This window comes from Flavobacterium sp. GNP008, assembly GCF_056428965.1.
Window position 1 is genome coordinate 895,342 of sequence record NZ_JBWJVL010000001.1, and the last position, 25,848, is coordinate 921,189.

Below are 25,848 nucleotides of genomic sequence, written 5' to 3' on the forward strand. Positions count from 1 at the left end.
TAAAATCTAATTTTTGAAAATCTTATTTTTTTGAAAGTTGTCAACATATATTAATATAAACAAAAAGAAAAATTAAATTTAAATTATTTTTTGGTTGTTATTATAGCTTGTTAATAGTGGCAATAAATTTATTTTAATTTGTATTATAATCAAGAAAAAAGAATTTATTGGTACTTATCAACATAGTTATTATAGTTTAATGTATTCGTTTTAAACCCTTTTTATATTTTAATTAACAATGGTTGATAACCTAAAAGCTATTGATTTTGTAAATAACTTGGTTTACCTTTTTTTGTTGATAACCTACTTTTTAATATTAATAACTATTCTAAAAATTCAAGTAAATAAACTAGGATATAAAAGTTGGGTTTTGGATTACTTATTTTTTATTTATAACACAAAAATACTTCTCAGAATCTATCTAAAGTTATGAACACTCACTGTTAATTTAAAGTTAACTGAATATCAAGCAATTGCATTTTGCTATTAACAATGTAAATTTTTAACATTTAGTCTAAATATTACCTATTGATTTACAGGTATTTATAGATTTAATAAAAATAGATCGCTACTACTAATTAAATAATAATGTGGTTGTTATAAACCATTATATACATTTAATTTTAAAGGTTTATTTAAAAACAAATAATCTAATAAAGAATAGAGATTTAAATGAATCAAAATAGATTACTTTATTAAATTTGCACCACACAACTTATACATATACTATGAAAATCTCAATAGGAAACGATCATGCAGGCCCAGATTATAAAAAGGCAATTGTTGAAATGCTTAAAGCAAAAGGACATGAAGTAATTAATTACGGAACAGATTCACTAGACAGTGTGGATTACCCTGATTTTGGGCGTCCCGTTGCTATGGATGTTTCAGAAGGAATAGCTGATTTTGGAATTGTTATTTGCGGTAGTGGTAACGGTATTTCTATGACCGTTAATAAGCAGTCTAAAGTACGTGCGGCTTTATGTTGGATGAAAGAAATTGCGGTTTTGGCTCGCCAACACAATGATGCAAATATTATTAGTATTCCCGCTCGTTACACTTCAATTCCACAAGCAGTAGAAATGGTTGAGGTGTTCTTGAACACCGAATTCGAAGGTGGAAGACACCAAAATAGAGTCGATAAAATTTCTTATTAAAATTTTTATTGACTGGATTTATATAAATTTAGTTAACGCATTGACTGAGTTACTATTTTTTTATTGTATTTGCTTTAGATTTCTAAACCAAATACAATAGAAAAATATTTAAAAAGAACACTATTTCAAGATTTTTATAAAAAAGTACTTCCTAATAAAGTATTGATTTTACTGGTTCTCGTCAAGTTGAAAAAACGAAACCAATTAAAAAGTACCTTGAAACTATTCCTACGGGAAGCTATTGGCAACTGAACGAGAAGATCTGAATGATGCTAATTTACTCAAATAAAGTTCTGTAGCAAATTACAAGCAGTTATACTCAATATTGATTTGCTGGTTATAGACAAGGCCCAAATGATTCCAAACATTGGTTTGATTCTAAAATTAATTATGGGTTCTATTAAACGAATCAAAATCATTGCCACTAAATCTTCCATTTTTGATTTAAACAATACTCTTTTCGAAACATTAGTAGGACGAAAAAACACTTTGTATATTTTTCCATTGGCATAAATGGAGTTTTCAATGCAAGAAAATCACAAAATCACTACAGTAAATTAGAGGAAAGAGTATTGTTTGGCGGTTATCCAGAGCTAATTCAATATCCTGATTGGGAGAATAAAATAAAGTATTTATATGAAATTATCAATTAGTATTTACTGAACAATATTTTAATATTTGAAGGAATTAAACAAACCGATAAAATTTATGACTTGCTGCGTTTGATAGCCTATCAAGTAGAATAATTTAGTCGCAATCTTAGAAACGATATTGTTAAATTCAGCCGTTGGTATTTTATAGATATGGCATTAGAAACGGCATTATCATTATTTTTAATCGATTGAATTCCAGAACAGATGTAGGCGATTTATAGGAAAATTACTTGGCAGCAGAATGCGTTAAATAACAAAATTATCTAAAAATAAAGGATAATTATTTCTGGCGTACTTAAGATTGGCAAGAACTAGATTGGCTTGAAGAAAAGGGAGAAGAACTGGCTGGATTTGAGTTTAAGTGGAGTGAAACCAAAAAAGTTAAAATTCCTGCTACTTTCGCCAAAGCCTAACCAGATGCTACTTTTGAAGCAATCAACAAGAGTAATTATTTAGATTTTATAACATAGAAATACGCTGTAAAAAACTGCAGTACAACAATTAAAAAAAACTTCCATAAAAAAGATATTTTTGAAATTTTATGTCGGAAAAAAAGCATCGCTAATCCAGCACCAATTGTTCCGCCAATTACACTCGTAAACAATAAATTACATTCTGAAACCCGCCATTTTTGTTGTATAGCGAGCCATTTATCTAGTACTGTTATTGAAAAAGCAACTACATTAATCAGCGGAAAATACCAGAATAAAAAAGACATGAATAAGGAGTTTTGACTCAAAGGTAGTATTTTAGCAACATGATTTTATAATCCGACATTTAAAATGACCAACATACAATTTATCTCGAAGTCCGTTGCTACAGCAGCGATAAACATTCAAAATACCGTTCAATTATTACAAGAGGATTGTACGATTCCATTCATTTCGCGGTATCGAAAAGATACCACAGGAAATCTAGACGAGGTTTTTATTGAGCAAATTGCAAAGCTCCAAAAAGAATACGAAGTTATCGTAAAACGTAAAGAAGCGATTTTAAAATCGATTCAGGAACAAAATGCGCTTAGTACAGAAGTAGAAAAAAAAATCCAGCAAAGTTTTGATTTGAAAGAATTAGAAGATTTTTACCTGCCTTTTAAAAAGAAGAAAAAAACCAAAGCTGATGTTGCCCGTGAAAACGGATTGGAACCGTTAGCAAAAATCATTATGGCGCAAAATAATGACGATGTCGATTTTATATCCACCCAATATTTGAATGAAAATATCATTAATGAAGAAGCTGCGCTGCAAGGAGCAAGAGACATTATTGCCGAGTGGATTAATGAAAATATTTATGTTCGTAAGCAACTCCGAAGATTGTACGAACGCAAAGCCACCATTACCACCAAAGTAGTAAAAGCTAAAAAAGATGATGAAGCAGGTCAGAAATTCAGTCAGTATTTCGATTGGTCAGAACAATTAGCTAAAGCGCCTTCACACCGATTATTAGCCATGCTTCGTGCCGAAAACGAAGGTTTTATCAAGTGTAAAGTAGAAGTTGATACGGATGAAGCCTATGATAGTATTGATGCATTAATCCTAAAAAGTCAAAATAACACAACACCTCACATACAATTAGCTATAGCGGATAGTTACAAAAGATTGCTGAATCCGGCAATTTCAAATGAAGCATTGCAAGAAGCGAAAGCTAAGGCTGATGCCAATTCTATTCAGGTTTTCGCGAATAATTTGAGTCAATTATTACTGGCTCCGCCTTTGGGTGAAAAACGAATTCTAGCAATTGATCCCGGATTTAGAAGTGGTTGTAAAATTGTTTGCTTGGACGAAAAAGGGGATTTGTTGTATAACGAAACTATTTATCCGCATGCGCCTCAAAAAGAGGAGGGAATGGCAATGAAAAAAATCCGTTCGATAGTAAATTCGTATAAAATTGATGCGATTTCAATAGGAAACGGAACGGCTTCAAGAGAAACTGAATTCTTCATCAAGAAAATAGCTTTTGATAAACCAGTTCAGGTTTTTATCGTTTCTGAGGCTGGAGCATCGGTGTATTCCGCTTCAAAAATCGCTCGAGAAGAATTTCCGAATTATGATGTGACAGTTCGTGGTTCGATTTCAATCGGACGAAGACTCTCAGATCCTTTGGCAGAGTTGGTAAAAATTGACCCAAAAGCCATTGGCGTAGGGCAATACCAACATGACGTAGATCAAAATAAATTAAAAGAAGAATTAGATAATACGGTGATTCGTTGTGTGAATTCGGTTGGAATAAATATCAATACGGCAAGCAAGCATTTGTTGAGTTATGTGAGTGGAATAGGAGAGAAGCTAGCTGAAAATATTGTACACTACCGTTCAGAAAATGGCCCTTTTACAGATCGAAAACAATTGAAAAAAGTACCGCGTTTGGGCGAAAAAGCGTATCAACAGGGTGTTGCTTTTATCCGAATTTCGAATGCAAAAAACCCATTGGATAATTCAGCAGTGCATCCGGAAGCGTATGCAATTGTGGAGAAAATGGCAAAAGATTTGAAATTAACAGTGCATGATTTGATTGCTAATAAAGAAAAAACCGCTTTAATAAAAACAGAAAATTACATTACGCCTGAGATTGGGGTATTGGGTTTGAAAGATATCATCAAAGAACTCGAAAAACCGGGATTAGACCCCAGAAAATCAGCCAAAGTATTTGAATTTGACCCCAATGTAAAAACGATTAAGGACTTAAAAACAGGAATGATTTTGCCTGGAATAGTTAATAACATTACCAATTTTGGTTGTTTTGTAGATGTTGGAGTCAAAGAAAGCGGTTTGGTTCATATCTCACAACTCAAAGCAGGTTTTGTAAGTGATGTGAATGAAGTGGTGAAATTGCATCAACACGTTGAGGTAAAAGTAACGGAAGTCGATGAGGACAGAAAGAGAATTCAGTTGAGTATGATTATTTAGAACAAAAAAAATGCTTTTCGATTGAAAAGCATTTTTTTTATTTTGTTTCTTCTTCTTCTTTTTTATCAGCTGGTTGTGGGTCTTTGGCTGCGTTTTTGAATTCTTTTATTCCGCTTCCTAAACCTTTCATTAATTCTGGGATTTTTTTACCTCCAAAAAGTAATAAAACAATGGCCAATATAACAAGGATTTCTGTAACACCTAATCTTCCCATGATAGAATAATTTATTGCCGAAGCAAATTTGTAATAAACCTAAGAGCAAAGGTATATAGAATAAGTTAACACTAACTCATTTTGTTGCATTTATTTGGTTTCAAAAGCGTTAAAAATTTATTAAAAATATATTATGGTTTAGAATAGTTGCCTGTAATAACCGAATACAATCAATGACAATAATTGTTTATATTTGTTAAATAATAAAAATACATGTCTAAAAAAAGGCTAAAACGGCGTAAAATAAAGGAAAAACTATTCAATAAACTCCGTTTAATAATTCTAAACGAAGACACATTTGAAGAAACTTTTTCATTGAAGCTTACCTTAATGAATGTTTTTGTGGTAGCGACTTTAGGAGCAATAATTATTATATTTGTTACAACTTTAATTATTGCTTTTACTCCTTTACGAGAATTTATACCCGGTTACTCTTCCTCAAAATTGAAGAAGGATGCCATGGAACTGGCTTTGAAATCAGATTCTTTATCCCGAGCCTTAAAGAAAAACGAAGTATATATCCAGTCGATTCAAAAAGTATTGACAGGCGAGTTAGAATATACAAAATTCAATAAAGATTCGATACTTTCGGCAGCAGATGACGTACCTTCTAAAACTGAATTATCTGCATCAAAGCAGGAATTGGAATTGAGAGAACAAGTAGCGAAAGAAGAAAAAATTACGTCCCAACCTCGGCTAGGAAGGAGTAGAAAAACAGAATAAAAAGCATCTTTCAATTTTATAAGAACAAAAATTAAAATGTCAATAAAAGCAATTGCTGCAAAATTATTTGCACAAAAAATATACAAGAAAACACAACTTTGGGCCAATAATCCAATCGAAACTCAAAAGAAGGTTTTGCAAAAATTAATCAAAGAAGCGAAGAAAACGCAATTTGGGATTGATCATCATTTTGACCAAATAAAAACGGTAAAGGATTTTGCAAAACAAGTTCCTATTCGGGATTATGAAGCACTGAAACCTTATGTTGATCAAGCTGTACAAGGTGTAGAAAATGTTCTTTGGAAAGGAAAACCTCTTTATTTTGCTAAGACTTCCGGGACTACTTCTGGGGCTAAATACATTCCGTTGACCAAGGAATCCATGCCTTTTCATATTGAGGCAGCCCGAAATGCAATTCTACATTATATTCATGAAACTGGAAACGCAGATTTTGTTGACGGCAAAATGATTTTTTTACAAGGGAGTCCAATCTTAGAAGAAAAAAACGGAGTTAAACTAGGAAGATTGTCAGGTATTGTAGCCCATTTTGTTCCAAAATACCTTCAAAAAAATAGAATGCCTTCCTGGAAAACCAATTGTATTGAAGATTGGGAAACCAAAGTGAATGCCATTGTTGAAGAGACATTCAACGAAAATATGGCAGTAATTTCCGGGATTCCATCTTGGGTACAAATGTATTTTGAAAAATTGCATCAAAAAGGAGGAAAGCCAGTTGGGGACATCTTTAAAAATTTCAATTTGTTTATTTACGGCGGTGTCAATTACGAGCCCTATCGCGCTAAATTTGAAAATTTGATAGGTAGAAAAGTTGATAGTATTGAATTATTTCCAGCTTCCGAAGGATTTTTTGCGTACCAGGATTCCCAAAAAGAGAAAGGGATGTTATTGTTGTTGAACTCCGGAATTTTTTATGAATTTATAAAAAGCGATGAATTTCACACCGAAAACCCTAAACGGTATACAATTGGAGAAGTGGAACTAGGCGTGAATTATGTTTTAATTATTTCCACTAATGCGGGACTTTGGGGGTATAATATTGGGGATACGGTACAATTTACCAGTTTAAAACCATACCGAATAATTGTTTCGGGAAGAATCAAACATTATATTTCGGCTTTTGGGGAACATGTGATTGGCAAAGAGGTAGAAAGTGCGTTGCAGGAAGCTATTGTAGGGACTACAATTCGAATTAATGAATTTACAGTGGCGCCACAAATTAATCCATCTAAAGGGTTGCCGTATCATGAATGGTATATAGAATTTGAGAACGAACCCGAAGATAGCCTATCTTTTGCGGAAGCACTCGACAATGCGATGCGAAAACAGAATATGTATTATGATGATCTAATTGTGGGCAAAGTGCTCCAAAAAGTGGTAGTCACCAAAGTAGCCAAAAATGGTTTTCAGGAGTATATGAAATCCATCGGCAAGCTGGGTGGTCAAAATAAAATTCCAAGGCTCTCTAATGACAGAAACATAGTAGATTTATTAAGAAGTAAATAAATACCCTACCTTTGAAGGTTAGGAAATAAATAGAAAATGAAAGAAACCAAAAATATATCACGCTCCAGAGCACAAGAATCATCGGCAGCAATTGAAAAAATGTACATCACCATGCGGCACCTTTTTAACAGAGGATTTTACAAACCGATGGGAATTTCTGGGGATACATTGCGGGAAGCATTATTAGCATTACGACCAGAAATTTATGGAAATATTGCCGAGGAAAAAGTAGAACTGAACGGACTTTTATATGTTATTGAGCGTCTTCCGGTAGGAATCGAAGAATGCCGTTTTATAAATTTGACTTCGGAAGAAGGCTATTCTAAATCGCATTTTCAAGCGATTGTACCGCCAAAAAGACGCCGTAATTGTTACCGAATTGATGAGGAACAAATGAATGTGGAGATTACTCGCGGACGCTCGGATATTTATGATATTTTGACGCATTTGACCTTTATATTTATTGAATCCCACAAAATTAGAAACAGGGTTTTATTGGATGATGCCGGTGAAGTTTCCCGCGACTGGTTTAAACTAGAGCAGGCTGTTTCTCAAAAGAAAAAACTGACTCTGGTAGAAAAAGAGAAAGCCATTTCCCATGCTGCGAATATTCTGGGACGAACATTTGAAGAAGTGCTGGATATTTATGACGCTTTTGGGTCAGCAGCTGCACCAGATCGCTTTTTGCATGTTATATTTTGGTTGGGGAAACTCGCCATTGAAGAAATTGTAGATGATAATAAAAGAACAATTACCTTTAGTCCCATACTACGAGAACGATTGGGACACCACATTCACGGAGAAATATGGGCGACTAACATCAAGGAGGTTTTAAAAGAAAACCAACTTTTGGACCGTCCAATCCACGTAATTAGTGCGAATATGCACAGTGTGATGAATTCTATTTTTGCTACTGAAGTCCTAAAAACCAAGTTCAAAGACAAATCGGATTTCTATATTTATGAGGAATTGAGTAAGTCAGGGGCTCATGAGGTCAGAAATCAAGTAGAAGACATGGCCTTGAAATATGGAATGATCTCCTTGCCGGATACCTCAGGTACAAATATTGATGTTCAGATTTTTGATACAGCCAAAATTGAATGGGCCAAAACTGCATTTCCTAAAGCCAATACGGGAGCTAAAAAACCGGTACTAATTGTCATGGATTATGCATTTGGGGAACAGGCTTACGAAACCATTGATGAGTTATTGAAACCGTTTAAAAAAGACACCTTATTGAATGTAGAATCAGTTTCTATAATGGGTAAAGCGGGAATTCTAGAGGGCGGGAAAGGAGATATTATGATTCCAAATGCTCACATTAACGAAGGAACCGCTGATAATTATTTTTTTAAAAATGAATTAACGGCTGAAATGTTTGAAGGAAATGATATTGCAGTTTTTGCAGGGCCAATGGTCACGGTTTTGGGAACTTCCTTGCAAAATCGAGATTTATTAAAGTTTTTCCATGAATCGACTTGGGGAATTATTGGGTTAGAAATGGAAGGTTCCTATTATCAGAAAGCCATTCAATCCGCATCAAAAATTAGAAAGAGCGTTCCTCATGATGTAAAGGTAAGGTATGCGTATTATGCCTCAGACAATCCTTTGGAAACCGGAAGCACATTGGCTTCAGGCGGTTTGGGAACTTCAGGTGTAAAACCCACCTATTTGATTACGATTAAAATATTAGAACAAATTTTCAACGTAAAATAAAGATATAAATGAGTACAAACGTACCCAATATTCAAGACGATCAAGAAATTGATTTGATGCAAATTTCTAGAAAAATACGGGTTTTATTCCAAGATTTTAATACATTTTTGTTCAGATGCATTCGGTTTTTTGTGAAAAGTGCGGTTGTAATTTTGATTTTGTTGGTAGTAGGAGTAGGATTAGGGTCTTATTTAGATGCGACAAAAAAAATCTATAATCACAAAATCATTGTTACTCCAAATTTTGGGAGTACGGATTATTTATATTCCAAAATAGACTTAATTGAATCCAAAATCAAAGAAGGCGATACTCTTTTTCTTAAAGAAATTGTAGGGATAAAAGAGCCCAATAAGTTAGTGAAAATGGAAATCAAACCCATAACGGATGTTTATAAATTTATTGAAAATAAAACTGAAAACTTCGAATTAATCAAGTTAATGGCAGAGGGCGGAGAAATAAAAAATATTCTTGAAGACAATTTGACAAGTAAGAATTATAAATTTCACACGATTTTTTTCCAGACAAAAGTAGAAATAACGGAAAAATCTGCCATTGAGCCGTTGTTGCATTTTTTAAATGAATCAGAATACTATTCGAAAGTACAGCAGGAAATGGTTAATAATATTCAGTTAAAAACGGTTCAGAATGATACAATTATAGCCCAAATAGATGCTGTTTTAAACGGCTTTTCGAATACCATAAGAGGAGCTAAAAGCAATAATCTAGTGTACTATAATGAGAACACGCAACTGAATGATGTTATTAAAACGAAAGAGGCTTTAATTAATGAACAAGGAGATTCTAGAGTAGAACTGGTGGGTTTAAATAAGATCATTAAAGACAACAGTTCAACATTAAATATAGAAAACACCACTTCAGTTAATGGAAGACTAAAATTGATTTTACCAATTTTATTGGTTTTTATTTTTATTATAATTCGTTTATTTTCAGATTTTTATAAAAATCAAATGATGAAATCAAAAATGGTTTAATACTTTTAAAACTCAATAGAATCAAGTATAATTTTAATTAATCAGTTGCTGTTTTTTCCTGCAATTTTGAAAAAATAAATATGGGTTTCAGTAAAATAAAAAAAAATCCATTTGTCTTGCAGAGTATAAAAACGATGTTGTTACGAATTATAGGTGTAATTACTCTTTTTGGTTTTTCATTGTTTTTAACCCATAATTACGACCCGAAAATCATTGGTCAATTTGACTTTATACGAATGGTTTTATTAGTCTTAAGCAGCATTTGTGTTCTTGGCACGGATCAATCCATATTATATTTTACAGGGATTTTAAAAAGCAAAAATGAACTAGAAAAATTAAAGTCGATTTATAAAAAAATTGTTTTACTTATTTTGTTGCTATGTTTACTGGTATTGCTTGTATTTTTTAGCATTGGTCAAAATAAGATTAATTTATTCTTTAATGATAAAAGCAGTTATGTTTTGATAGCAAAAGCAATTATTACGTTGTTTTTCTATTCAATAACCTTGTTTAATACGGAAACAATTAGAGCCTTGGATGAGATTTATATTGCGGAATTATTTAGAAATACGTTTAAGTATGTTTCCGTTATTTTTGGGGCTGTAATTTTGTTTTATTATCATCAGGAAAGCTATTTAGTAGATACTTTTTTGATAGGGTTTGTTGCACTTGGGAGTATAACAACGGTTATTATTTTTCGCCTTTTCAAAAAAGAAAAAGACGATTCCGTTCACCCTACTGTCACAAATCCTTTTACGTATTCTTTTATTGCATACAAATCCTACCCTATGGCTATAAGCAGTTTAGCTGTTTTTTTAATGATGACTTTTGATATTGTGTTTTTAAAAAAATTTAAAGGTGATGAAACGGTTGCTTATTATGCTATTGCGATGAAGTTAGTTTCTATTTTGTTTATGATCAATAATTCAGTCTATATTTCAGTTTCATTAAAAATCGCACAACTTTATACGGATAACAATAAAAAAGAACTATTAACAGCATTGAAACACAGTGCCCGGATGATTGTTTGGCTAACTGTACCGGTAGTTATATTGGTTTGTTTGTTTTCTGAAAATATTTTATATTTCTTTGGAGAAAATTACATTCAAAGTAAACAAGCACTTTTGATATTAATGGTGGGACAATTGTTGGCTTCTTTTTTTGGAGTATCCGCTATATATTTGAATATGACTGGAAGACAAAGTATTTTTCAAATGGTGCTAGTTGTTGCGGTTCTACTCAACTTAATTTTAAATATAGTATTAATCCCAATGTATTCTATGACGGGAGCAGCAATTGCTTTTGTTTCAAGTTTGCTCTTTTGGAATATCGTTACTGCAATAATTGTCTACAGGAAAGATAGATTACTGATAATATTCCATTAAAATAAAAGGAAAGAAAGAGGATCTTTTTAATATAATATTTATGGACTAAGTACTTTTTTTACACCAAAAGCATCGATGAAAATAGTAGTAAAGACAAACAAAGCGGTATTTATAGGGTTGTTTTTTTGTAATTTAATCGTGGCCTTATTAACGCCTTATATTTTACCGGAAAGATATTTTAATGATACAATAATAATAGTATTTGACAAAGGCCATGAAATAGGCTGGTTTGGGAGTTATCCTTTTGCCATTATGTTTTATAAACTTACAGGTCTGCGTCTGCTTCCTTTTTTTGCTATAGCGCTGATTCAATTTCCTATAGTTACGTACCTATTGTATAAAATTGGAGTGCCTTCAAACTTCCATAAGGTAAACGTGAAAAATATATTGGTTTATATTGCGTTGCTGCTTTCAGGAATATACATGTCTATGCCTACTAAGGAATTCATTACTTTTTTACTTTTTTGTACTATTCCTTTCATATTTCAATCTAATAGGAAACCAACATTTAAAATTATTCTCTCACTGGTTTTAATCGCTTGTTTTTCGTTTTTCAGGCCCTATTATGCATTGCTGCCCATTTTAGCAATAGCAATGTATCTATTGTCCTACATCAAATTTAAAAACAAAACATTTTCAACTGTCTTTTACGGTTTACTGATTGCCATTTTTTTATCACTGAGTCATGGAATTATCAGAGGTGAATACATCTCGAAACTTACACGGGAAAATTATGTCATAAACAACATAAATAAGAACAATATAAACACGGCAATTGTATCGCCAATAGCACAAGACACCTGGTATGGTGAAGCATTTGGTATTGTATACGGTTTTATGGCAGTAAACGTGCCTGTAGTGGAGGCCGTTAAACATGTTTTAGCTCCGCAGGTACTAGCTTTTGTAATCTGGCAATTATTGATTTTTTATATTTTATTTGTTCGGTTTTCTAGATGTTTAAAAAACAGAAAACAATATCAATTTGAGTTGTGGACTTTATTAATTTTGTTTGCTTATTTTATTGTTCAAGGTATATTTGAACCCGATTTAGGGACTTCCATCCGACATAAAATAGGCCTTTTTCCTTTAATATATTTTGCATTGTATTATGAAAATTTCAGAAAAGACATTCAACAAAGTATTTAATTTATTAGTATTATTAATTGCCATTACTTTAATTTTCAGGAAACTATGTACTGTTTTGTTGATTATTTTTGTAGTTTTTAATTTATTTTTTTTTAAAAAAATAAAAATTTCAAAAAGCCAGTTACCAATAATTGTGCTAATAGCAGCTCCATTTTTGATGGAAATGATATTCTTTGTAAATAATGACTCATATGCTCTCGGTTTAAAATCAGTAGAGAAAAGCCTTTCTTTATTGTTTTTACCACTGTTTATAATTGGGAATTATCAGCGAGTTCAATTCATTAAAATTTTGAAAGCTTACAGCATCGGAACAACGCTTATTATGACCTTTTTTTTTGTACGTTTCATAATACTGGATCCCGAGCATTTTTTTAAATACCTCAAGGGGGTTGACCTTTGGGAAATGGGTTATGTGTTTTCTGAGAGTATCGGTATTCATGCACCGGCGCTTAATATGCACCTGGCTTTTGTCGCTTTTTCTAATCTTTATTTTTTGTTGCAAACTTCAAAAAAGTATGATAAATGGTCCAAAATTAGAGATTTAACGCTTTTTATCAGCTCTTTCTTTTTTGTTTTATATGTCAATACTAGAATGGCTTTATTGGGTAGTTTGGTTGGCTTTATTACCGTAGGATATTTCCAAATGTCCAAAACGTATGGGTATAAAATTATCTTTAAACGAGCTGTAATTTTGGTACTATTGATTGGTTCCGTTTTATTTTTGTTCCTACAAAAGAATCCTTACATGAAAGAAAAGTATTCGACTCAAATTTTTTCGAATATGGACAAAGTAGGGAAATTAGATGAAATAGATCATCCTGAAATAGCGGTTTATAGTTCTTTTGTAACGAGAGTATCCATCTGGAAAGCAACATGGGAATTGTCCGTTAAAAACCTTCCTTTTGGAGTGGGAGCATCGGATGGTAAGATTGAATTAGTCAAGTATTTTAAAGAAACGAATCAGATATTTCTAGCAAAATATGAATTTCCAACACACAATCAATTTTTAGATTATTTATTGAAATTTGGAATAATGGGTCCTATTGCTGTCTTATTTTATATTGGTTTTATTGCTTATCTGGGAATTAAGACAAAAAATCCAGTAATTATTTCTTTCTTTTTCTTGTTTTTCACATCGAATCTTACAGATGACTTTCTCCTTCGCTTTGATGGAATTGTTTTCAGCGGATTATGGATTTGTATCTTCGCCAGTTATAGATTGCAACAAAAAAGTCAGTTAGCTCAACTTTCTCTTCAGTAAAAACTTTTGGCGCAACCTCTTCAATGGTATTTTGTTGTGTCATTTCCTTTTTTCCACAAGAATATAAAAATAAAGCAACAAGCGTCACAATCAATAACGTTTTTTATTTTAAATAAAAGAAATTATAATTTTTGTAAAAATCGATGTTTTTTATATTCAAAGAAATGCACTTGAAGTATATAGGGATGTGGTGTAAGTAAGGTGTTTTGGATAAAATCAAGAGCAATACTTTGTAATTATTAAATTAGTAATACATTTGACTTTTCAACAAAACACTAATAAATTAAGGATGATTATTATTCCTTTGCATCAGATACAATGGCCAGAAAAAAGATCGCACATATATTGCATTCTATTGGTGGAGTCGAGGTACATTTAAAACTTGCTTTAACTAATATAAATGCTGGTTTATTTGAAAATATTGTTATTCATGGAACTAAAGACACCGAAAAACCTTTTTTTGATAAAAATGGGGATAAAGTAAAAGAATATAAAGTTTCTCTTTTTAGAGATATTTCAATAGTCAATGATATTAAATCATTATTTCAAACGTATAAAATTTTAAAAAAAGAAAAGCCAAATTTAATACATGCGCACAGTGCTAAAGGAGGAATTGTTGGACGAATTATAGGGAGAGTATTAGGGATAAAAGTGATTTATACGCCACACGCATTTTCCTATTTAAGTACACAAAACTGTTTAAAAAGAAATCTTTTTTTGAACATAGAAAAGATCCTTGCCAATAGAAATACGGTTCTTTTAGCAACATCACAATCTGAAAAAGAACGTGCTATTTATGAGGTTGGTTATAAATCAAAAAATGCAATTGTATTCAACAATTGTATTGAAGCCATACTTACAATACAACCCTTAACCATTACTAAAACGTGGCCTGAAGATTATATTTGTACCGTGGGACGCCCATCATATCAAAAAAATATAGAGCTAATGATACAGGTGTTGCACGAAGTGAATAAAGAAGCTAAAATTCATTTAATCGTAATGGGAGTGGGACCCGTGTCAGGTCAGTTAGCGTCCGTTAAAAATTTGATTCAGGAGTTAGACATGTGCAATGACGTAACACTTTTAAACTGGACCGAAAGAACCGATGTTTTTAATATCATCAGTCAATCTAAGTTTTATATTTCAACATCCAGATATGAGGGAATGCCTTATTCTATTATTGAAAGTTTGGCGTTATCTAAAGCTTGCGTTGTTACTAATTGTGATGGAAATAAAGATTTGATTATTGATAATTACAATGGATTTGTTGTTGAAAATGAGGATGTAATGGGTTTTAAAAGTAAAATTTTAAAATTGTTGGCTGATAAAGAATTATTAGATAAATTGTCAAAAAATGCTTTGAATTCGTTTTCCGAAAGCTATAATATAAAAAAAAATATTTATGAACTGGAATCTATTTATTTAGAATAATATTGAAAAAAAATTAATGTATAAAGAGTCTATTAAACAAAAGATTAAGAAAGAAAAGTTTCATCCTGGAGTTATTGGTTTTTTCATTAATTATAATTTTCTGATCCGAAAAGCAATTCGAAGCGCCATAAAAAAAAATGCGGATAAACTTAATGGTTCTTTGCTGGATTTTGGTTGTGGAACCAAACCCTATAAAAAACTATTTGTAAACGTAAAGGAATATATTGGTGTAGATTACAAGATTGAAGGAAGGGAACAAAATTATAACGAAGTAGATGAGTTTTATGATGGCAAAAGAATACCATTTGAAAATGAACGGTTCGATTCTCTTTTGTGTACGGAGGTTTTAGAGCATGTTTTTAATATTGAGGAGTTATTGCAGGAATTCAATAGAGTCTTAAAGAAAAACGGTACGGCTTTAATTACGACTCCTTTTATGTGGGAAGAACACGAAATGCCCTATGATTTTGCAAGATACACAACACCAGCTTTAAAATATTTGTATCAAAAAAATGGTTTTAAGGTGGTTGATCATTTTAAAACAGGAAATTATATCGAAGTGATTTTCCAATTTAATTTAAATTATATAAAGAATATCCTTCCTGGCAATAAATATGTAAGGCAGGTTTTTCTCATTCCTTTTATCTTCAGTATTAACTTTTTTGGTATTGTGTTCAGTCTCTTATTGCCAGTTGATAAAACAGCTTATTTCAACAATGTGTTTTTTCTTGAAAAAGTAGAATAATAAGAGTTACTTCGCCAATAATTGAAGATAAGAGGTTGTGAAAAAAATATTTTGCTTTTATTTCTTTCACAATTCTAATGATAAGTTTATTTTTGACGGCATCCTCTCTGAGTGGGCAAAGAGAGTCGTACTTTTAAGTAATTTATTCGCTTTTTAACAGATAAATTATTCCATATTACACAAACTATAAAATCGATATGAAAAGAATACTTATCACCGGGGCCGCTGGATTTTTAGGATCACATCTTTGTGACCGTTTTATTAAAGAAGGCCATTTTGTTATTGGAATGGATAATCTCATAACCGGGGATTTAAAAAATATAGCGCATTTGTTCAAACTGGAACATTTTGAATTTTATCATCATGATATCACCAAATTTGTCCATGTTCCGGGTCAACTAGACTATATCCTTCATTTTGCTTCACCCGCAAGTCCCATAGATTATTTGAAAATTCCAATACAAACCTTAAAAGTGGGTTCACTTGGAACGCATAATCTTTTAGGATTGGCACGTGTTAAAAAAGCCAGAATTCTTATTGCATCTACTTCTGAAGTGTACGGAGATCCATTGGTTCATCCTCAAACAGAAGATTATTATGGAAATGTAAATACCATAGGACCAAGAGGTGTTTATGATGAAGCCAAACGGTTTCAGGAATCTATAACTATGGCGTACCATACGTTTCATGGCGTTGAAACCAGAATTGTCCGAATTTTCAATACGTATGGACCCAGAATGCGTCTTAATGATGGCCGAGTAATTCCTGCTTTTATTGGTCAGGCAATTCGTGGGGAAGACTTAACTATTTTTGGGGACGGAATGCAAACCCGTTCGTTTTGTTATGTAGACGACCAAGTAGAAGGTATTTTCAAGTTATTACATTCCGATTATGTCTATCCGGTAAATATTGGAAATCCAGATGAAATCACCATTAAGGATTTTGCAGATGAAATTATAAAACTGACCGGTACTAATCAAAAGGTAGTCTTTCATCCATTGCCTGTAAATGACCCTTTGCAGCGTCAGCCTGATATTACCAAGGCACGAGAATTGCTGGGATGGGAAGCCAAAATAGGTCGTGCAGAAGGAATGAAAATAACGTATGACTATTTTAAATCGTTGTCCAAAGAGGAACTTTCTAAAGAAGAACACAAAGATTTTTCCAGTTATATAAAGTAACAGGTTTTTTTGAAACCGGTAGCACACCCAAAAGGGTATATACGTTAATTATGACTGCATCGCAAACAGGAAGGTATTCAAAGTACATTAGACCCATTAGTATTTCAATAGATCTAATTGTTATTTTGATTCTTGGTTTTTTCTTTTTTAAAGAGCTTAATTTTAAGATTGAACACTTTCTTATTTATCAGGTAACTGGATGGGTTATCGTTGCTTTTTTTATAAGATTCTATGGTATATATCGTTTTACGACTCCGCTTGAAATAATCTCAAAAATAGTCAAACAGGGCATTTTATTTCTTTTAATAACCATAGCTTTTTTTCCATTTTCAAAACAAGTCGTTTTTAACGGAATAGTGGTTGCTCTATTTATAGGCTCGGTTATATTATTAATTACGATTTCGAAATTTTTATTGTTTTATTATTTAAAAGAATATAGAATATTAACAGGAAGTAATTATAGAAACGCAGTCATAATTGGATATACTCCTGAGGCTATAGAATTAAAAAATCTTTTTGAAACGAGAAGTGATTATGGGTATCGTTTTTTGGGCTATTTTTCGGATAAGAAATCAAATCAAAACATTAAAGGGAAATTGGTAGATTTGAAGCCTTTTGTACTTGAAAATTGTGTAGATGAAATTTATTGCTCTTTAAACGAGATTTCCAATGAGGATTTAAAAGATCTAATTGATTTTGCAGATGAAAACAATAAAACAATAAAATTTATACCAGATGCAAAAGAGATTTTTTCAAAAAATTTAAAAATTGACTATTACGAATTTTTTCCTGTACTCTCTTTAAAAAAAACGATGCTGCATGAACCTGTTACCATGGTATTTAAAAGAATTTTTGATATTATTTTTGCCATTGTAATTATTTTTATTTTTTTATCATGGTTGATTCCATTATTAGCAATTTTAATAAAATTAGAATCTAGAGGTCCTGTCTTTTTCAAACAAGGAAGACCTGGAATTGATGAAAATGAATTTTTCTGTTACAAACTGAGATCTATGAAAATGAATATGACAACAGAAATAGAAGCCTCAAAAAACGATCCGCGGGTTACCAAAATAGGGCGGTTTATGCGAAAAACAAGTTTAGACGAAATGCCTCAATTTCTAAATGTTTTACTGGGTGACATGTCAGTTGTAGGTCCGCGTCCGCATCTTTGGGCTCAAAACAAAGCCTATGGTAATAAAGTTAAAAAATATATGGTACGTCATTGTGTCAAACCAGGAATCACAGGACTGGCCCAAGTGAGTGGTTTTCGTGGCGAAATTGAGACAGAAGCGGATATGATTAATAGGATAAAATTTGATGTTTTCTATATTGAAAATTGGTCTTTAATTTTAGATTTAAAAATAATTACTCAAACAGTTATCAATATTTTTAAGGGAGAAGAAAAAGCGTATTAAAAATGGAAAAACCACTTGTATCGATAATTACGCCCTCTTTTAATTCTGAAAAATTCATTCTGGAAACAATGAAATCCATTCTGAATCAAACCTATAAAAATTGGGAAATGATTATTGTAGACGATTGCTCTACGGATCAAACGGTTTCCATAATAAAAGAAATTTCTAAGCAAGATAATAGGATAAAACTTTTTCAACTCGAGACAAACTCTGGAACTGGAATTGCCAGAAACACTGCGCTGGACAAAGCAACGGGTAAATATATTTCCTTTTTAGACGCAGACGATTTGTGGAAACCTCAGAAATTAGAACGACAAATGGAATTTCTGAAACAATACAATCTTCCTTTTACGTTCTCTTTTTACGAATGTATTAATGAAGCCGGACAATCGCTTAACAAAAGAATTGAAGCGCCTTTAAATCTTTCTTTCCGGCAGTTATTTTTTTGTAATTACGTTGGCAATCTAACTGGAATCTATGAGGTGAAATACTTTGGCAAAATACCCATTTCGGCTATTCGAAAACGACAGGATTGGATGCTATGGCTTACCATTCTAAAAAAAATAAGAACCGCACAACCTATTCCTGAAAGTTTGGCTTATTATAGAATTAGAGAAAATTCAATATCTGCTTCTAAATATGAGTTGTTAAAACACAATTTTGCCGTATACAGAACGTTTCATCGGTTGAATTTAGTTGTTTCTATGCTTTGTATGGTTGGTTTTTTATGTACCCAGTTAATCTTAAAGCCACATTATTCCAAGACCATTAAAGCATCGATTTAAATTGCTTTAATTTGCCACGATTGCTTCTTTCTAGTACTTTTTTTCGGGTAAAGCTAAATTTCAAATCTGGTTCAAGATATAAAGCGATCGCTTTTTCGATTTTTTTTATTTGTGCTAAATTTAATTCCGTTTCGCTGACATATTCAATTTCAAAAGTATCTATTTTGGTTTGTTTTATCACAAATTCTTTTACATTACCCTCGTCTTCAATTATGCTTTTTGTGACGTAATAAAATGTCAATCCAGGTGATTTTTTTCCACTTGGCAAAAGAGCGACATCATTGGTTCGACCTATTAATTTTTTGAGAATCGGTTTCTGTAATGTACTTTTATCGTCTAGAATTCCAACATCGCCAATGTCATATCGAATAAAAGGATGTGCTTTATTGAACAAGGAAGTTATTACAATTCGGCCTGAAGTACCGTTTGGAACCGGTTGGTTGTTTTCGTCTAAGATCTCCACAAACAATGTTTCAGAATTGACTTGCCACTCTTGATTTGGATTCTGGAAGGCAATCAAATCCAGTTCCGAAGCACCGTATTCATTGATAATAGGGATTCCGAATTGTTTTTCTAAAAGAAATTTGTCTTCTTCAAAAAGCATTTCAGACGTCACCACGGCTACTTTTAAAGTTGGACAAATATCTTTTAATATTATGTTTTTCTTTTGTAAAAATTTGGCAAACAAAACAATTGAACTCGTGTAACCGTTTATATAATCAAATTTCGTGTTTTGAAATTTTTTAAGAATCTTTTCTAAAACGTCATCCGATAAATCAAAAATAGTGAAGCGAAACCGATTGCTCAAAAAATCTTTAAACCTTTCTTTTTTATATCCAATATAATCCATTGGAATGCCATAAAAACGCGCTTGGAAGGATGTATTAAAATCTATGCCGTACCAACCAAAACGGAGCATATTTGAAGCCCATGTCAACGCATGGCAATATTTGTCTTTGGCAAAAATAAACGGGGTTCCACTGGAACCGGACGTTTTATTAATGTAACTGTTTTTAAGAGAGTAACCTTTCGAAAGCCTTTTCAGTAATGGTTTTTGTAAGCTTTTCTTATTCAAAACAGGTAAATCTTCCCAGTTTGTAAAAGTTTTCATTCGAGCTAAATCGCTGTAAAAAGTATTGTTTTGCAAATGAAAATTGACAATCTCTAGCTTTTTATTTTCAATAAAAAAGGCATATTCTTTTTCAGAAAATGCTACAATTTTGTGCAATTCGGCTTTAGCCTCCTTCATAGGAAAGCCATTTAGCCGTAAGGATAAGTCGAATAGAGGAACCATTTTAAAGGTATATTTCATCAAAAATAATATTTACCACCAACTAATGAAGGAGAACCAACAACTTTTTAAAAAATAATTATTTTTTAAGTTTAAAAGCAATTATTTTTGCAACACAACTAAACACAACACACATGACAATTTTACTACTGGGTTCGGGCGGAAGAGAACATGCTTTTGCGTGGAAAATGATTCAAAGCCCGCTTTGTGACACACTTTTTGTAGCGCCAGGAAATGCAGGAACTGCTTCTATAGCTATCAATGTTGCTATCAGTCCAACGGATTTTGAAGCTATAAAATCGTTTGTTATTCAGGAAAAAGTAGCAATGGTTGTAGTTGGTCCCGAAGATCCTTTAGTAAAAGGAATATATGATTTCTTTTTAAACGATGCGGACTTAAAGTATATTCCAGTGATTGGCCCTTCAAAAATGGGTGCACAGTTGGAAGGAAGTAAAGAATTTGCAAAAGAATTTCTAATCAGACATAACATTCCAACAGCTGCTTACGACAGTTTTACTGCTGAAACGGTGGAAAAAGGATGTGAATTCCTAGAAACACTGCAACCGCCGTATGTTTTGAAAGCAGATGGGCTGGCTGCCGGAAAAGGTGTTTTGATTATTCAGGATTTGGCAGAAGCCAAAGAAGAATTAAGAAACATGCTGGTGCATCAAAAATTTGGTGTTGCTAGTTCAAAAGTGGTGATTGAAGAATTTCTTGACGGTATTGAGTTAAGCTGTTTTGTTCTTACCGATGGAAAAAATTATAAAATTCTGCCGACCGCCAAAGATTATAAACGCATTGGCGAAGGTGATACCGGATTAAATACGGGTGGTATGGGTGCTGTTTCTCCCGTTCCTTATGTTGATGCGGTTTTGATGGAAAAAATTGAAACACGTATTGTAAAACCTACAATTGATGGTTTTCAGAAAGACGGAATTCCATACAAAGGGTTTGTTTTTATTGGACTGATTAATGTGAATAACGAGCCAATAGTAATAGAATACAATGTGAGAATGGGTGATCCGGAAACCGAAGTAGTGATTCCGAGACTCAAAACGGATTTAGTGGCGTTGTTTTTGGCTGTAGCCAATGAAAAACTAGATGAAATTACACTAGAAGTTGACGAAAGAAGTGCGACTACTATTATGCTCGTTTCTGGCGGATATCCAGAGGATTTTGAAAAAGGAAAAGTAATTTCAGGATTAGAGCACATTGAAGATTCTATTGTTTTTCACGCTGGGACTAAACTAGAAAATGGCAACGTAGTGTCTAATGGAGGAAGGGTTTTAACTGTAACGTCGTATGGAAATAATTTCGAAGAGGCCATAAAAAAATCTTACCAAAACATAGCTAAGCTAAATTTTGATAAGATGTATTTTAGAAAAGATATCGGAAACGATTTAAAATAGTTTCCAATTATCGTTCACTTTTTTTAATTGTTACTTTAAGAAAGAGTGAGCGGTAGTATCTTGATTTTCTGTACCTGCATCTTCAAAAATTTTCAATTGTTTGATCCAGTATACCATAGCCGAAGCACAAATGATCATGAAAATCCAGTTTATTGTGTTGGCAGCAAACCAAGAAGTAAGCTCTAGGGAGCGTAAAAAATCTAGCGGTGCAAAAAAGATATTTACAAATAAGTATTGAATTCCTTCGAAAAATGCTTTCATAATGTATAAAATTAATTGTATTAATTGTTTGGAGTAACTCGGGATATTAAAAGTTCTTCTTGCTAAGAATCTTTTTCAACTTGCAGGGTTTACTTTTTAAACAAGTATTATATTTACAAACACAAAAGTATAAAATATCCGTATGATAACAAGTGTTTTTAGAAAATCTACACCATTAAATTTTTCTTTAGTCGTAATTTTAATGCTTTTTTTCTTTTTAATATTCCAATTTCAAGATTTATCCTGGATAAAGTCCTTTTTTTTAATTCTTAAAAAGGGAAGTTTGTTGTGCATTTTACTGGCATCTATTTTTATTACAAGTTTTGTGGCCAAGAAAAACGGACTTAGTAAAGACAGTACCTACACGGTTTTTTTTTACGTTTTGTTCTTACTTTTCTTTCCTTCGGTATTAGATAATACGAATCTCATTGTCTCTAATTTTTTTATTTTACTAGCCCTTCGCCGATTGATTTCGTTACAATCCTTGAAAGCCTCGAAAGAAAAAATATTTGATGCTTCCTTATGGATTTTTCTGGCGGCACTATTTCATTTCTGGAGTATAGTCTTTATTGTATTGGTTTTTATATCTATAATTTTCCATGTTTCCAGAGATTACAGGAACTGGATATTACCCTTTATTGCTTTTTTTGTTGCGGGAATTATGTTCCTGCTTTACGCAACAATTTTTAATTTAAACGTCATTGAATACATTGTTAAAAGTATAGAAGTAAATTTTGAAATTAATTATTTCACTAATAATTATCAAAATGGTGCTTTATCAATTTATGCTACAATTGCATTGTTTTTTGTGGTTTCTATGTTTGCTACTTTATCAAATAGGCCACAATTGTTGCACACTTCCTTTAAAAAAGTTATAGCTTCTTTTTTTATTGGAATTCTTATTTATGTGATATCGGCTAATAAAAGTAATGATTTGTTAGTGTTTACGTTTGCCCCTTTAGCAATAATGGCCACAAGTCATATCGAAATGCCTCAGCTTAGGTTGAAGCAGGATATGGTTCTATTTGTACTTATTACGTGTAGTCTGTTTGCTTTTTTCTCTCAATTATAATTTTTTACCGTACGCTAAATCACCGGCATCTCCCAATCCAGGAACGATGTAACTGTGTTCATTTAATTTTTCGTCTAATGATGCTACCCAAAGATGGCAATTTTGAGGTAAGTGTTGCTCCAGATAGGCAATTCCTTCAGGCGCGGCAATCACAACGGCAATGTGAATTTCTTTAGGGTTTCCACTTTCCATTAGTTTGTTAAACACTGCTACGATAGACTGTCCGGTGGCCAGCATGGGATCTACTAAAAGGAGGTTTTTGTTATTCATATCGGCAATGGCTTGGTATTGCACTACTATATCAAAATAATCGTCATTGTTAGGGTGGTGCCTAAAAGCAGACACGAAACCATTCTCTGCATAGTCAAAATAATTCAGAAAACCGATGTGTAAGGGCAGTCCTGCACGTAAAATGGAACATAAAACCAATTGATCCTTAATTTCAGTAGTTTTTTTTATGCCTAATGGTGTTTGGATCTCTACAATCTTATACTGCAATTCTTTACTCAATTCATAGGCCATTATTTCGCCAATACGTTCAATATTTCGTCGGAAACGCATGCTGTCATTATGGACATTTACATTCCGAATTTGGCCTAAAAAATGATTTAGGATGCTATTGTTTTCTGATAAATAATGAATTTGCATATTTATATTTTGTAATTAAACTTATACTTAATTTTATTAATCTATAAAAGTATAAAAAAGTATCTTTGTCCTTTAAAATATTAAGATATGTTTTCAAAATTAGCGTACTCCGTATTCGAACAAAGTATTAAAGATTATCATCAATTTGATAATGTTGACCAACCCATTAACAATCCTTTTCCAAAAGATAAATTTGAACATTTATTGTATCACAAAAACTGGATTGATACGGTTCAATGGCATTTTGAAGATATCATTCGTGATCCAAATATTGATCCTGTAGCTGCTGTGACATTGAAAAGGAGAATCGATGCTTCTAATCAAGAACGCACGGATATGGTGGAATATATAGACAGTTATTTTCTTCAAAAATACAGTCATGTAAAAGTAAAAGACAATGCAAAAATCAACTCAGAAAGTCCTGCTTGGGCATTTGACCGATTGTCAATTTTAGCCTTGAAGATTTATCACATGAACGAAGAAGCCACTCGTAAAGAGGCTTCACAAGAACATAGAGATAAATGTCAGGTAAAATTGAATATTTTATTGGAACAAAGAACAGATTTGTCTTTGGCGATTGATGATTTATTGACAGATATTGAAAACGGAGATAAATTCATGAAAGTGTACAAACAAATGAAAATGTACAATGATGATGATTTGAATCCTGTTTTGTACCAAAACAAGAAGTAATTTTTGACAAATCCAGTATTGTCAACTACCATTAAACATATAGCCGTCATGAGACTTTCCGCAATGGGAGATGTCGCCATGACGGTTCCTGTTTTACGTGCTTTTGTAAACCAGCATCCACAAGTTAAAATCACGGTCATTTCCAGACCTTTTTTCAAACCTTTTTTTGAAGGAATTCCTACTATTGCTTTTTTTGCTTTCGATGAAAAAGAACGACACAAAGGATTTTTAGGATTGTTGCGATTGTTCCAAGATTTAAAACGTTTAAACATTGACGCTTTTGCGGATTTACACAACGTTTTGCGCTCTAAAATCATCCGAAACCTTTTTGCTTTAAGCGGAAAAAAAGTAGCTTCGGTAGATAAAGGAAGAGCAGAAAAAAAAGAATTGACGAAGTCCGAAAACAAAGTGTTCCAGCAACTGCCAACGATGTTTGAAAGACACGTCAAAGTATTTGAACAACTTGGTTTTACTGTTGATTTATCGCATGCAGTTTTTCCTCAAAAAGCAATTTTGAGCCCAGAAATTATAGGGTTAATTGGAGATAAAAATCACAAACTAATAGGAATTGCTCCTTTTGCACAATACGATTCTAAGGTGTATCCGTTGGATTTAATGCAGGAAGTGATTGATAAATTAGCTTTGGATACAAGTCATACTATTTTGCTTTTTGGCGGTGGAAAAAAGGAAATCGAAATTCTGGATGTGTTTACTTCCAACAAAGAAAATGTCATCAATATGGCGGGAAAAATCAAATTTCCGCAGGAATTACAGCTCATTAGTAATCTGGATGTGATGCTTTCCATGGATTCCGGGAATGCGCATATTGCGGCAATGTTGGGTGTAAAAGTCATTACGCTTTGGGGCGCTACGCATCCATATGCGGGATTTTCACCGTTTAATCAACCTTTAGAAAATGCTTTGTTTTCGGATAGGAATCAGTTTCCAAAATTGCCCACTTCGGTGTATGGAAATAAAAAAGTTGCAGGTTATGAAGATGCCATGCGCACGATTGCTGTTGATGCAATTGTTAAGGCACTCAAGAAATAAATTTTAAATCCCGTATTGTATTATTTGTTTTTTATTGCGGAAATAATTTTCATATAATGCTAATTTTAACACTTTAATAACAGAAACGCATAAATATATAGTGAGAAAAATACTATTTTTGGATTTGATATGTTCAGCTTAGACCTTGAAGTAAATACCAAATATAACTGTTTATTTGTTAGTG

At 32.4% G+C, this 25,848-nt stretch carries 24 protein-coding genes; 19 read left to right on the plus strand and 5 right to left on the minus strand.

Annotation, left to right across the window (positions count from 1 at the left end):
• The first annotated feature begins 728 nt into the window (after window positions 1–728).
• Together rpiB and AC0608_RS04030 are read left to right on the plus strand one after the other, a co-directional pair.
• Window positions 729–1,157, plus strand: a complete 429-nt coding sequence (gene rpiB / locus AC0608_RS04025; protein WP_478288200.1) for a ribose 5-phosphate isomerase B — start codon at window positions 729–731, stop codon at window positions 1,155–1,157.
• 354 nt (window positions 1,158–1,511) lie between these two features.
• On the plus strand, window positions 1,512–1,670 hold the full coding sequence (locus AC0608_RS04030; protein WP_478288201.1) for a hypothetical protein: 159 nt from the start codon (window positions 1,512–1,514) through the stop codon (window positions 1,668–1,670).
• A gap of 588 nt (window positions 1,671–2,258) precedes the next feature.
• On the opposite strand, the gene AC0608_RS04035 is transcribed toward AC0608_RS04030, so the two are convergent.
• Complete coding sequence (locus tag AC0608_RS04035) at window positions 2,259–2,528, minus strand: DUF1294 domain-containing protein (RefSeq protein WP_478288202.1); 270 nt, start codon at window positions 2,526–2,528, stop codon at window positions 2,259–2,261.
• Between the two features lie 64 nt (window positions 2,529–2,592).
• Here AC0608_RS04035 and AC0608_RS04040 point away from each other — a divergent pair, with 64 nt between their 5' ends.
• Window positions 2,593–4,716 carry a Tex family protein gene (locus AC0608_RS04040; RefSeq protein WP_478288203.1) on the plus strand — a complete coding sequence of 708 codons (2,124 nt, stop codon included), beginning with the start codon at window positions 2,593–2,595 and terminating at the stop codon, window positions 4,714–4,716.
• A 37-nt stretch (window positions 4,717–4,753) separates the two neighbouring features.
• Here the strand turns inward: AC0608_RS04040 and tatA are convergent, their stop codons facing one another.
• Window positions 4,754–4,930: a twin-arginine translocase TatA/TatE family subunit gene (gene tatA, locus AC0608_RS04045; protein ID WP_417959031.1), complete on the minus strand. Its 177-nt coding sequence runs from the start codon at window positions 4,928–4,930 to the stop codon at window positions 4,754–4,756.
• Between the two features lie 213 nt (window positions 4,931–5,143).
• Between tatA and AC0608_RS04050 the strand changes: the two genes are divergently transcribed.
• The 12 genes from AC0608_RS04050 to AC0608_RS04105 all read left to right on the plus strand — a co-directional run bounded on the left by AC0608_RS04050 (window position 5,144) and on the right by AC0608_RS04105 (window position 19,240).
• A complete protein-coding gene (locus AC0608_RS04050; protein ID WP_478288204.1) occupies window positions 5,144–5,653 on the plus strand; it encodes a peptidase in 510 nt (169 codons plus the stop codon).
• Window positions 5,654–5,689: 36 nt separating this feature from the next.
• Window positions 5,690–7,177 carry a GH3 auxin-responsive promoter family protein gene (locus tag AC0608_RS04055; protein ID WP_478288205.1) on the plus strand — a complete coding sequence of 496 codons (1,488 nt, stop codon included), beginning with the start codon at window positions 5,690–5,692 and terminating at the stop codon, window positions 7,175–7,177.
• A gap of 36 nt (window positions 7,178–7,213) precedes the next feature.
• Window positions 7,214–8,893, plus strand: a complete 1,680-nt coding sequence (locus AC0608_RS04060) for a DUF6909 family protein (protein WP_417959034.1) — start codon at window positions 7,214–7,216, stop codon at window positions 8,891–8,893.
• 8 nt (window positions 8,894–8,901) lie between these two features.
• Window positions 8,902–9,885, plus strand: coding sequence for a hypothetical protein (locus AC0608_RS04065; protein WP_478288206.1), 984 nt, complete (start codon window positions 8,902–8,904; stop codon window positions 9,883–9,885).
• Window positions 9,886–10,019: 134 nt separating this feature from the next.
• Complete coding sequence (locus tag AC0608_RS04070) at window positions 10,020–11,270, plus strand: MATE family efflux transporter (protein WP_478288207.1); 1,251 nt, start codon at window positions 10,020–10,022, stop codon at window positions 11,268–11,270.
• 75 nt (window positions 11,271–11,345) lie between these two features.
• Window positions 11,346–12,416, plus strand: a complete 1,071-nt coding sequence (locus AC0608_RS04075; RefSeq protein ID WP_417959037.1) for a hypothetical protein — start codon at window positions 11,346–11,348, stop codon at window positions 12,414–12,416.
• A gap of 322 nt (window positions 12,417–12,738) precedes the next feature.
• Window positions 12,739–13,677: an O-antigen ligase family protein gene (locus AC0608_RS04080; RefSeq protein WP_478288208.1), complete on the plus strand. Its 939-nt coding sequence runs from the start codon at window positions 12,739–12,741 to the stop codon at window positions 13,675–13,677.
• 318 nt (window positions 13,678–13,995) lie between these two features.
• The gene (locus AC0608_RS04085) at window positions 13,996–15,111 is read left to right on the plus strand and encodes a glycosyltransferase (protein WP_478288209.1); all 1,116 of its coding nucleotides are present in this window, start codon (window positions 13,996–13,998) and stop codon (window positions 15,109–15,111) included.
• A gap of 16 nt (window positions 15,112–15,127) precedes the next feature.
• Window positions 15,128–15,856 carry a class I SAM-dependent methyltransferase gene (locus AC0608_RS04090; RefSeq protein WP_478288210.1) on the plus strand — a complete coding sequence of 243 codons (729 nt, stop codon included), beginning with the start codon at window positions 15,128–15,130 and terminating at the stop codon, window positions 15,854–15,856.
• Window positions 15,857–16,053: 197 nt separating this feature from the next.
• A complete protein-coding gene (locus AC0608_RS04095; protein ID WP_478288211.1) occupies window positions 16,054–17,037 on the plus strand; it encodes a UDP-glucuronic acid decarboxylase family protein in 984 nt (327 codons plus the stop codon).
• 50 nt (window positions 17,038–17,087) lie between these two features.
• Window positions 17,088–18,455: an exopolysaccharide biosynthesis polyprenyl glycosylphosphotransferase gene (locus AC0608_RS04100; protein WP_478288212.1), complete on the plus strand. Its 1,368-nt coding sequence runs from the start codon at window positions 17,088–17,090 to the stop codon at window positions 18,453–18,455.
• A gap of 2 nt (window positions 18,456–18,457) precedes the next feature.
• Window positions 18,458–19,240, plus strand: a complete 783-nt coding sequence (locus tag AC0608_RS04105; protein WP_478288213.1) for a glycosyltransferase family 2 protein — start codon at window positions 18,458–18,460, stop codon at window positions 19,238–19,240.
• Here AC0608_RS04105 and AC0608_RS04110 read toward each other — a convergent pair.
• The gene (locus AC0608_RS04110) at window positions 19,224–20,534 is read right to left on the minus strand and encodes a phenylacetate--CoA ligase family protein (protein ID WP_478288509.1); all 1,311 of its coding nucleotides are present in this window, start codon (window positions 20,532–20,534) and stop codon (window positions 19,224–19,226) included. The two genes, AC0608_RS04105 and AC0608_RS04110, sit on opposite strands and share 17 nt — an antisense overlap.
• 131 nt (window positions 20,535–20,665) lie before the next feature.
• Here AC0608_RS04110 and purD point away from each other — a divergent pair, with 131 nt between their 5' ends.
• On the plus strand, window positions 20,666–21,940 hold the full coding sequence (gene purD, locus AC0608_RS04115; protein ID WP_417959044.1) for a phosphoribosylamine--glycine ligase: 1,275 nt from the start codon (window positions 20,666–20,668) through the stop codon (window positions 21,938–21,940).
• Between the two features lie 30 nt (window positions 21,941–21,970).
• On the opposite strand, the gene AC0608_RS04120 is transcribed toward purD, so the two are convergent.
• A complete protein-coding gene (locus AC0608_RS04120) occupies window positions 21,971–22,201 on the minus strand; it encodes a DUF6341 family protein (protein WP_417959045.1) in 231 nt (76 codons plus the stop codon).
• A 142-nt stretch (window positions 22,202–22,343) separates the two neighbouring features.
• On the opposite strand from AC0608_RS04120, the gene AC0608_RS04125 reads away from it, so the two are divergent.
• Window positions 22,344–23,273, plus strand: a complete 930-nt coding sequence (locus AC0608_RS04125) for a DUF6427 family protein (RefSeq protein WP_478288214.1) — start codon at window positions 22,344–22,346, stop codon at window positions 23,271–23,273.
• On the opposite strand, the gene upp is transcribed toward AC0608_RS04125, so the two are convergent.
• Window positions 23,268–23,921: a uracil phosphoribosyltransferase gene (gene upp / locus AC0608_RS04130; RefSeq protein ID WP_478288215.1), complete on the minus strand. Its 654-nt coding sequence runs from the start codon at window positions 23,919–23,921 to the stop codon at window positions 23,268–23,270. The two genes, AC0608_RS04125 and upp, sit on opposite strands and share 6 nt — an antisense overlap.
• 87 nt (window positions 23,922–24,008) lie before the next feature.
• Here upp and AC0608_RS04135 point away from each other — a divergent pair, with 87 nt between their 5' ends.
• On the plus strand, window positions 24,009–24,614 hold the full coding sequence (locus tag AC0608_RS04135) for a DUF4254 domain-containing protein (RefSeq protein ID WP_478288216.1): 606 nt from the start codon (window positions 24,009–24,011) through the stop codon (window positions 24,612–24,614).
• A gap of 48 nt (window positions 24,615–24,662) precedes the next feature.
• On the plus strand, window positions 24,663–25,664 hold the full coding sequence (locus AC0608_RS04140; RefSeq protein ID WP_478288217.1) for a glycosyltransferase family 9 protein: 1,002 nt from the start codon (window positions 24,663–24,665) through the stop codon (window positions 25,662–25,664).
• The last annotated feature ends 184 nt before the right edge of the window (window positions 25,665–25,848 follow it).

Excerpts from the sequence above, each read along its gene's own strand:
- AC0608_RS04030 (WP_478288201.1), top strand. The coding sequence starts at position 1,512 with ATGATTCCAAACATTGGTTTGATTCTAAAATTAATTATGGGTTCTATT.
- AC0608_RS04065 (WP_478288206.1), top strand. The coding sequence starts at position 8,902 with ATGAGTACAAACGTACCCAATATTCAAGACGATCAAGAAATTGATTTG.
- AC0608_RS04095 (WP_478288211.1), top strand. The coding sequence starts at position 16,054 with ATGAAAAGAATACTTATCACCGGGGCCGCTGGATTTTTAGGATCACAT.
- AC0608_RS04050 (WP_478288204.1), top strand. The coding sequence starts at position 5,144 with ATGTCTAAAAAAAGGCTAAAACGGCGTAAAATAAAGGAAAAACTATTC.
- AC0608_RS04140 (WP_478288217.1), top strand. The coding sequence starts at position 24,663 with ATGAGACTTTCCGCAATGGGAGATGTCGCCATGACGGTTCCTGTTTTA.
- rpiB (WP_478288200.1), top strand. The coding sequence starts at position 729 with ATGAAAATCTCAATAGGAAACGATCATGCAGGCCCAGATTATAAAAAG.
- AC0608_RS04080 (WP_478288208.1), top strand. The coding sequence starts at position 12,739 with ATGACCTTTTTTTTTGTACGTTTCATAATACTGGATCCCGAGCATTTT.
- AC0608_RS04055 (WP_478288205.1), top strand. The coding sequence starts at position 5,690 with ATGTCAATAAAAGCAATTGCTGCAAAATTATTTGCACAAAAAATATAC.
- AC0608_RS04105 (WP_478288213.1), top strand. The coding sequence starts at position 18,458 with ATGGAAAAACCACTTGTATCGATAATTACGCCCTCTTTTAATTCTGAA.
- AC0608_RS04085 (WP_478288209.1), top strand. The coding sequence starts at position 13,996 with ATGGCCAGAAAAAAGATCGCACATATATTGCATTCTATTGGTGGAGTC.
- purD (WP_417959044.1), top strand. The coding sequence starts at position 20,666 with ATGACAATTTTACTACTGGGTTCGGGCGGAAGAGAACATGCTTTTGCG.
- AC0608_RS04100 (WP_478288212.1), top strand. The coding sequence starts at position 17,088 with ATGACTGCATCGCAAACAGGAAGGTATTCAAAGTACATTAGACCCATT.
- AC0608_RS04125 (WP_478288214.1), top strand. The coding sequence starts at position 22,344 with ATGATAACAAGTGTTTTTAGAAAATCTACACCATTAAATTTTTCTTTA.
- AC0608_RS04135 (WP_478288216.1), top strand. The coding sequence starts at position 24,009 with ATGTTTTCAAAATTAGCGTACTCCGTATTCGAACAAAGTATTAAAGAT.
- AC0608_RS04035 (WP_478288202.1), bottom strand. The coding sequence starts at position 2,528 with ATGTCTTTTTTATTCTGGTATTTTCCGCTGATTAATGTAGTTGCTTTT.
- AC0608_RS04070 (WP_478288207.1), top strand. The coding sequence starts at position 10,020 with ATGTTGTTACGAATTATAGGTGTAATTACTCTTTTTGGTTTTTCATTG.
- AC0608_RS04120 (WP_417959045.1), bottom strand. The coding sequence starts at position 22,201 with ATGAAAGCATTTTTCGAAGGAATTCAATACTTATTTGTAAATATCTTT.
- AC0608_RS04060 (WP_417959034.1), top strand. The coding sequence starts at position 7,214 with ATGAAAGAAACCAAAAATATATCACGCTCCAGAGCACAAGAATCATCG.
- AC0608_RS04090 (WP_478288210.1), top strand. The coding sequence starts at position 15,128 with ATGTATAAAGAGTCTATTAAACAAAAGATTAAGAAAGAAAAGTTTCAT.
- AC0608_RS04040 (WP_478288203.1), top strand. The coding sequence starts at position 2,593 with ATGACCAACATACAATTTATCTCGAAGTCCGTTGCTACAGCAGCGATA.
- AC0608_RS04075 (WP_417959037.1), top strand. The coding sequence starts at position 11,346 with ATGAAAATAGTAGTAAAGACAAACAAAGCGGTATTTATAGGGTTGTTT.
- AC0608_RS04110 (WP_478288509.1), bottom strand. The coding sequence starts at position 20,534 with ATGGTTCCTCTATTCGACTTATCCTTACGGCTAAATGGCTTTCCTATG.
- upp (WP_478288215.1), bottom strand. The coding sequence starts at position 23,921 with ATGCAAATTCATTATTTATCAGAAAACAATAGCATCCTAAATCATTTT.
- tatA (WP_417959031.1), bottom strand. The coding sequence starts at position 4,930 with ATGGGAAGATTAGGTGTTACAGAAATCCTTGTTATATTGGCCATTGTT.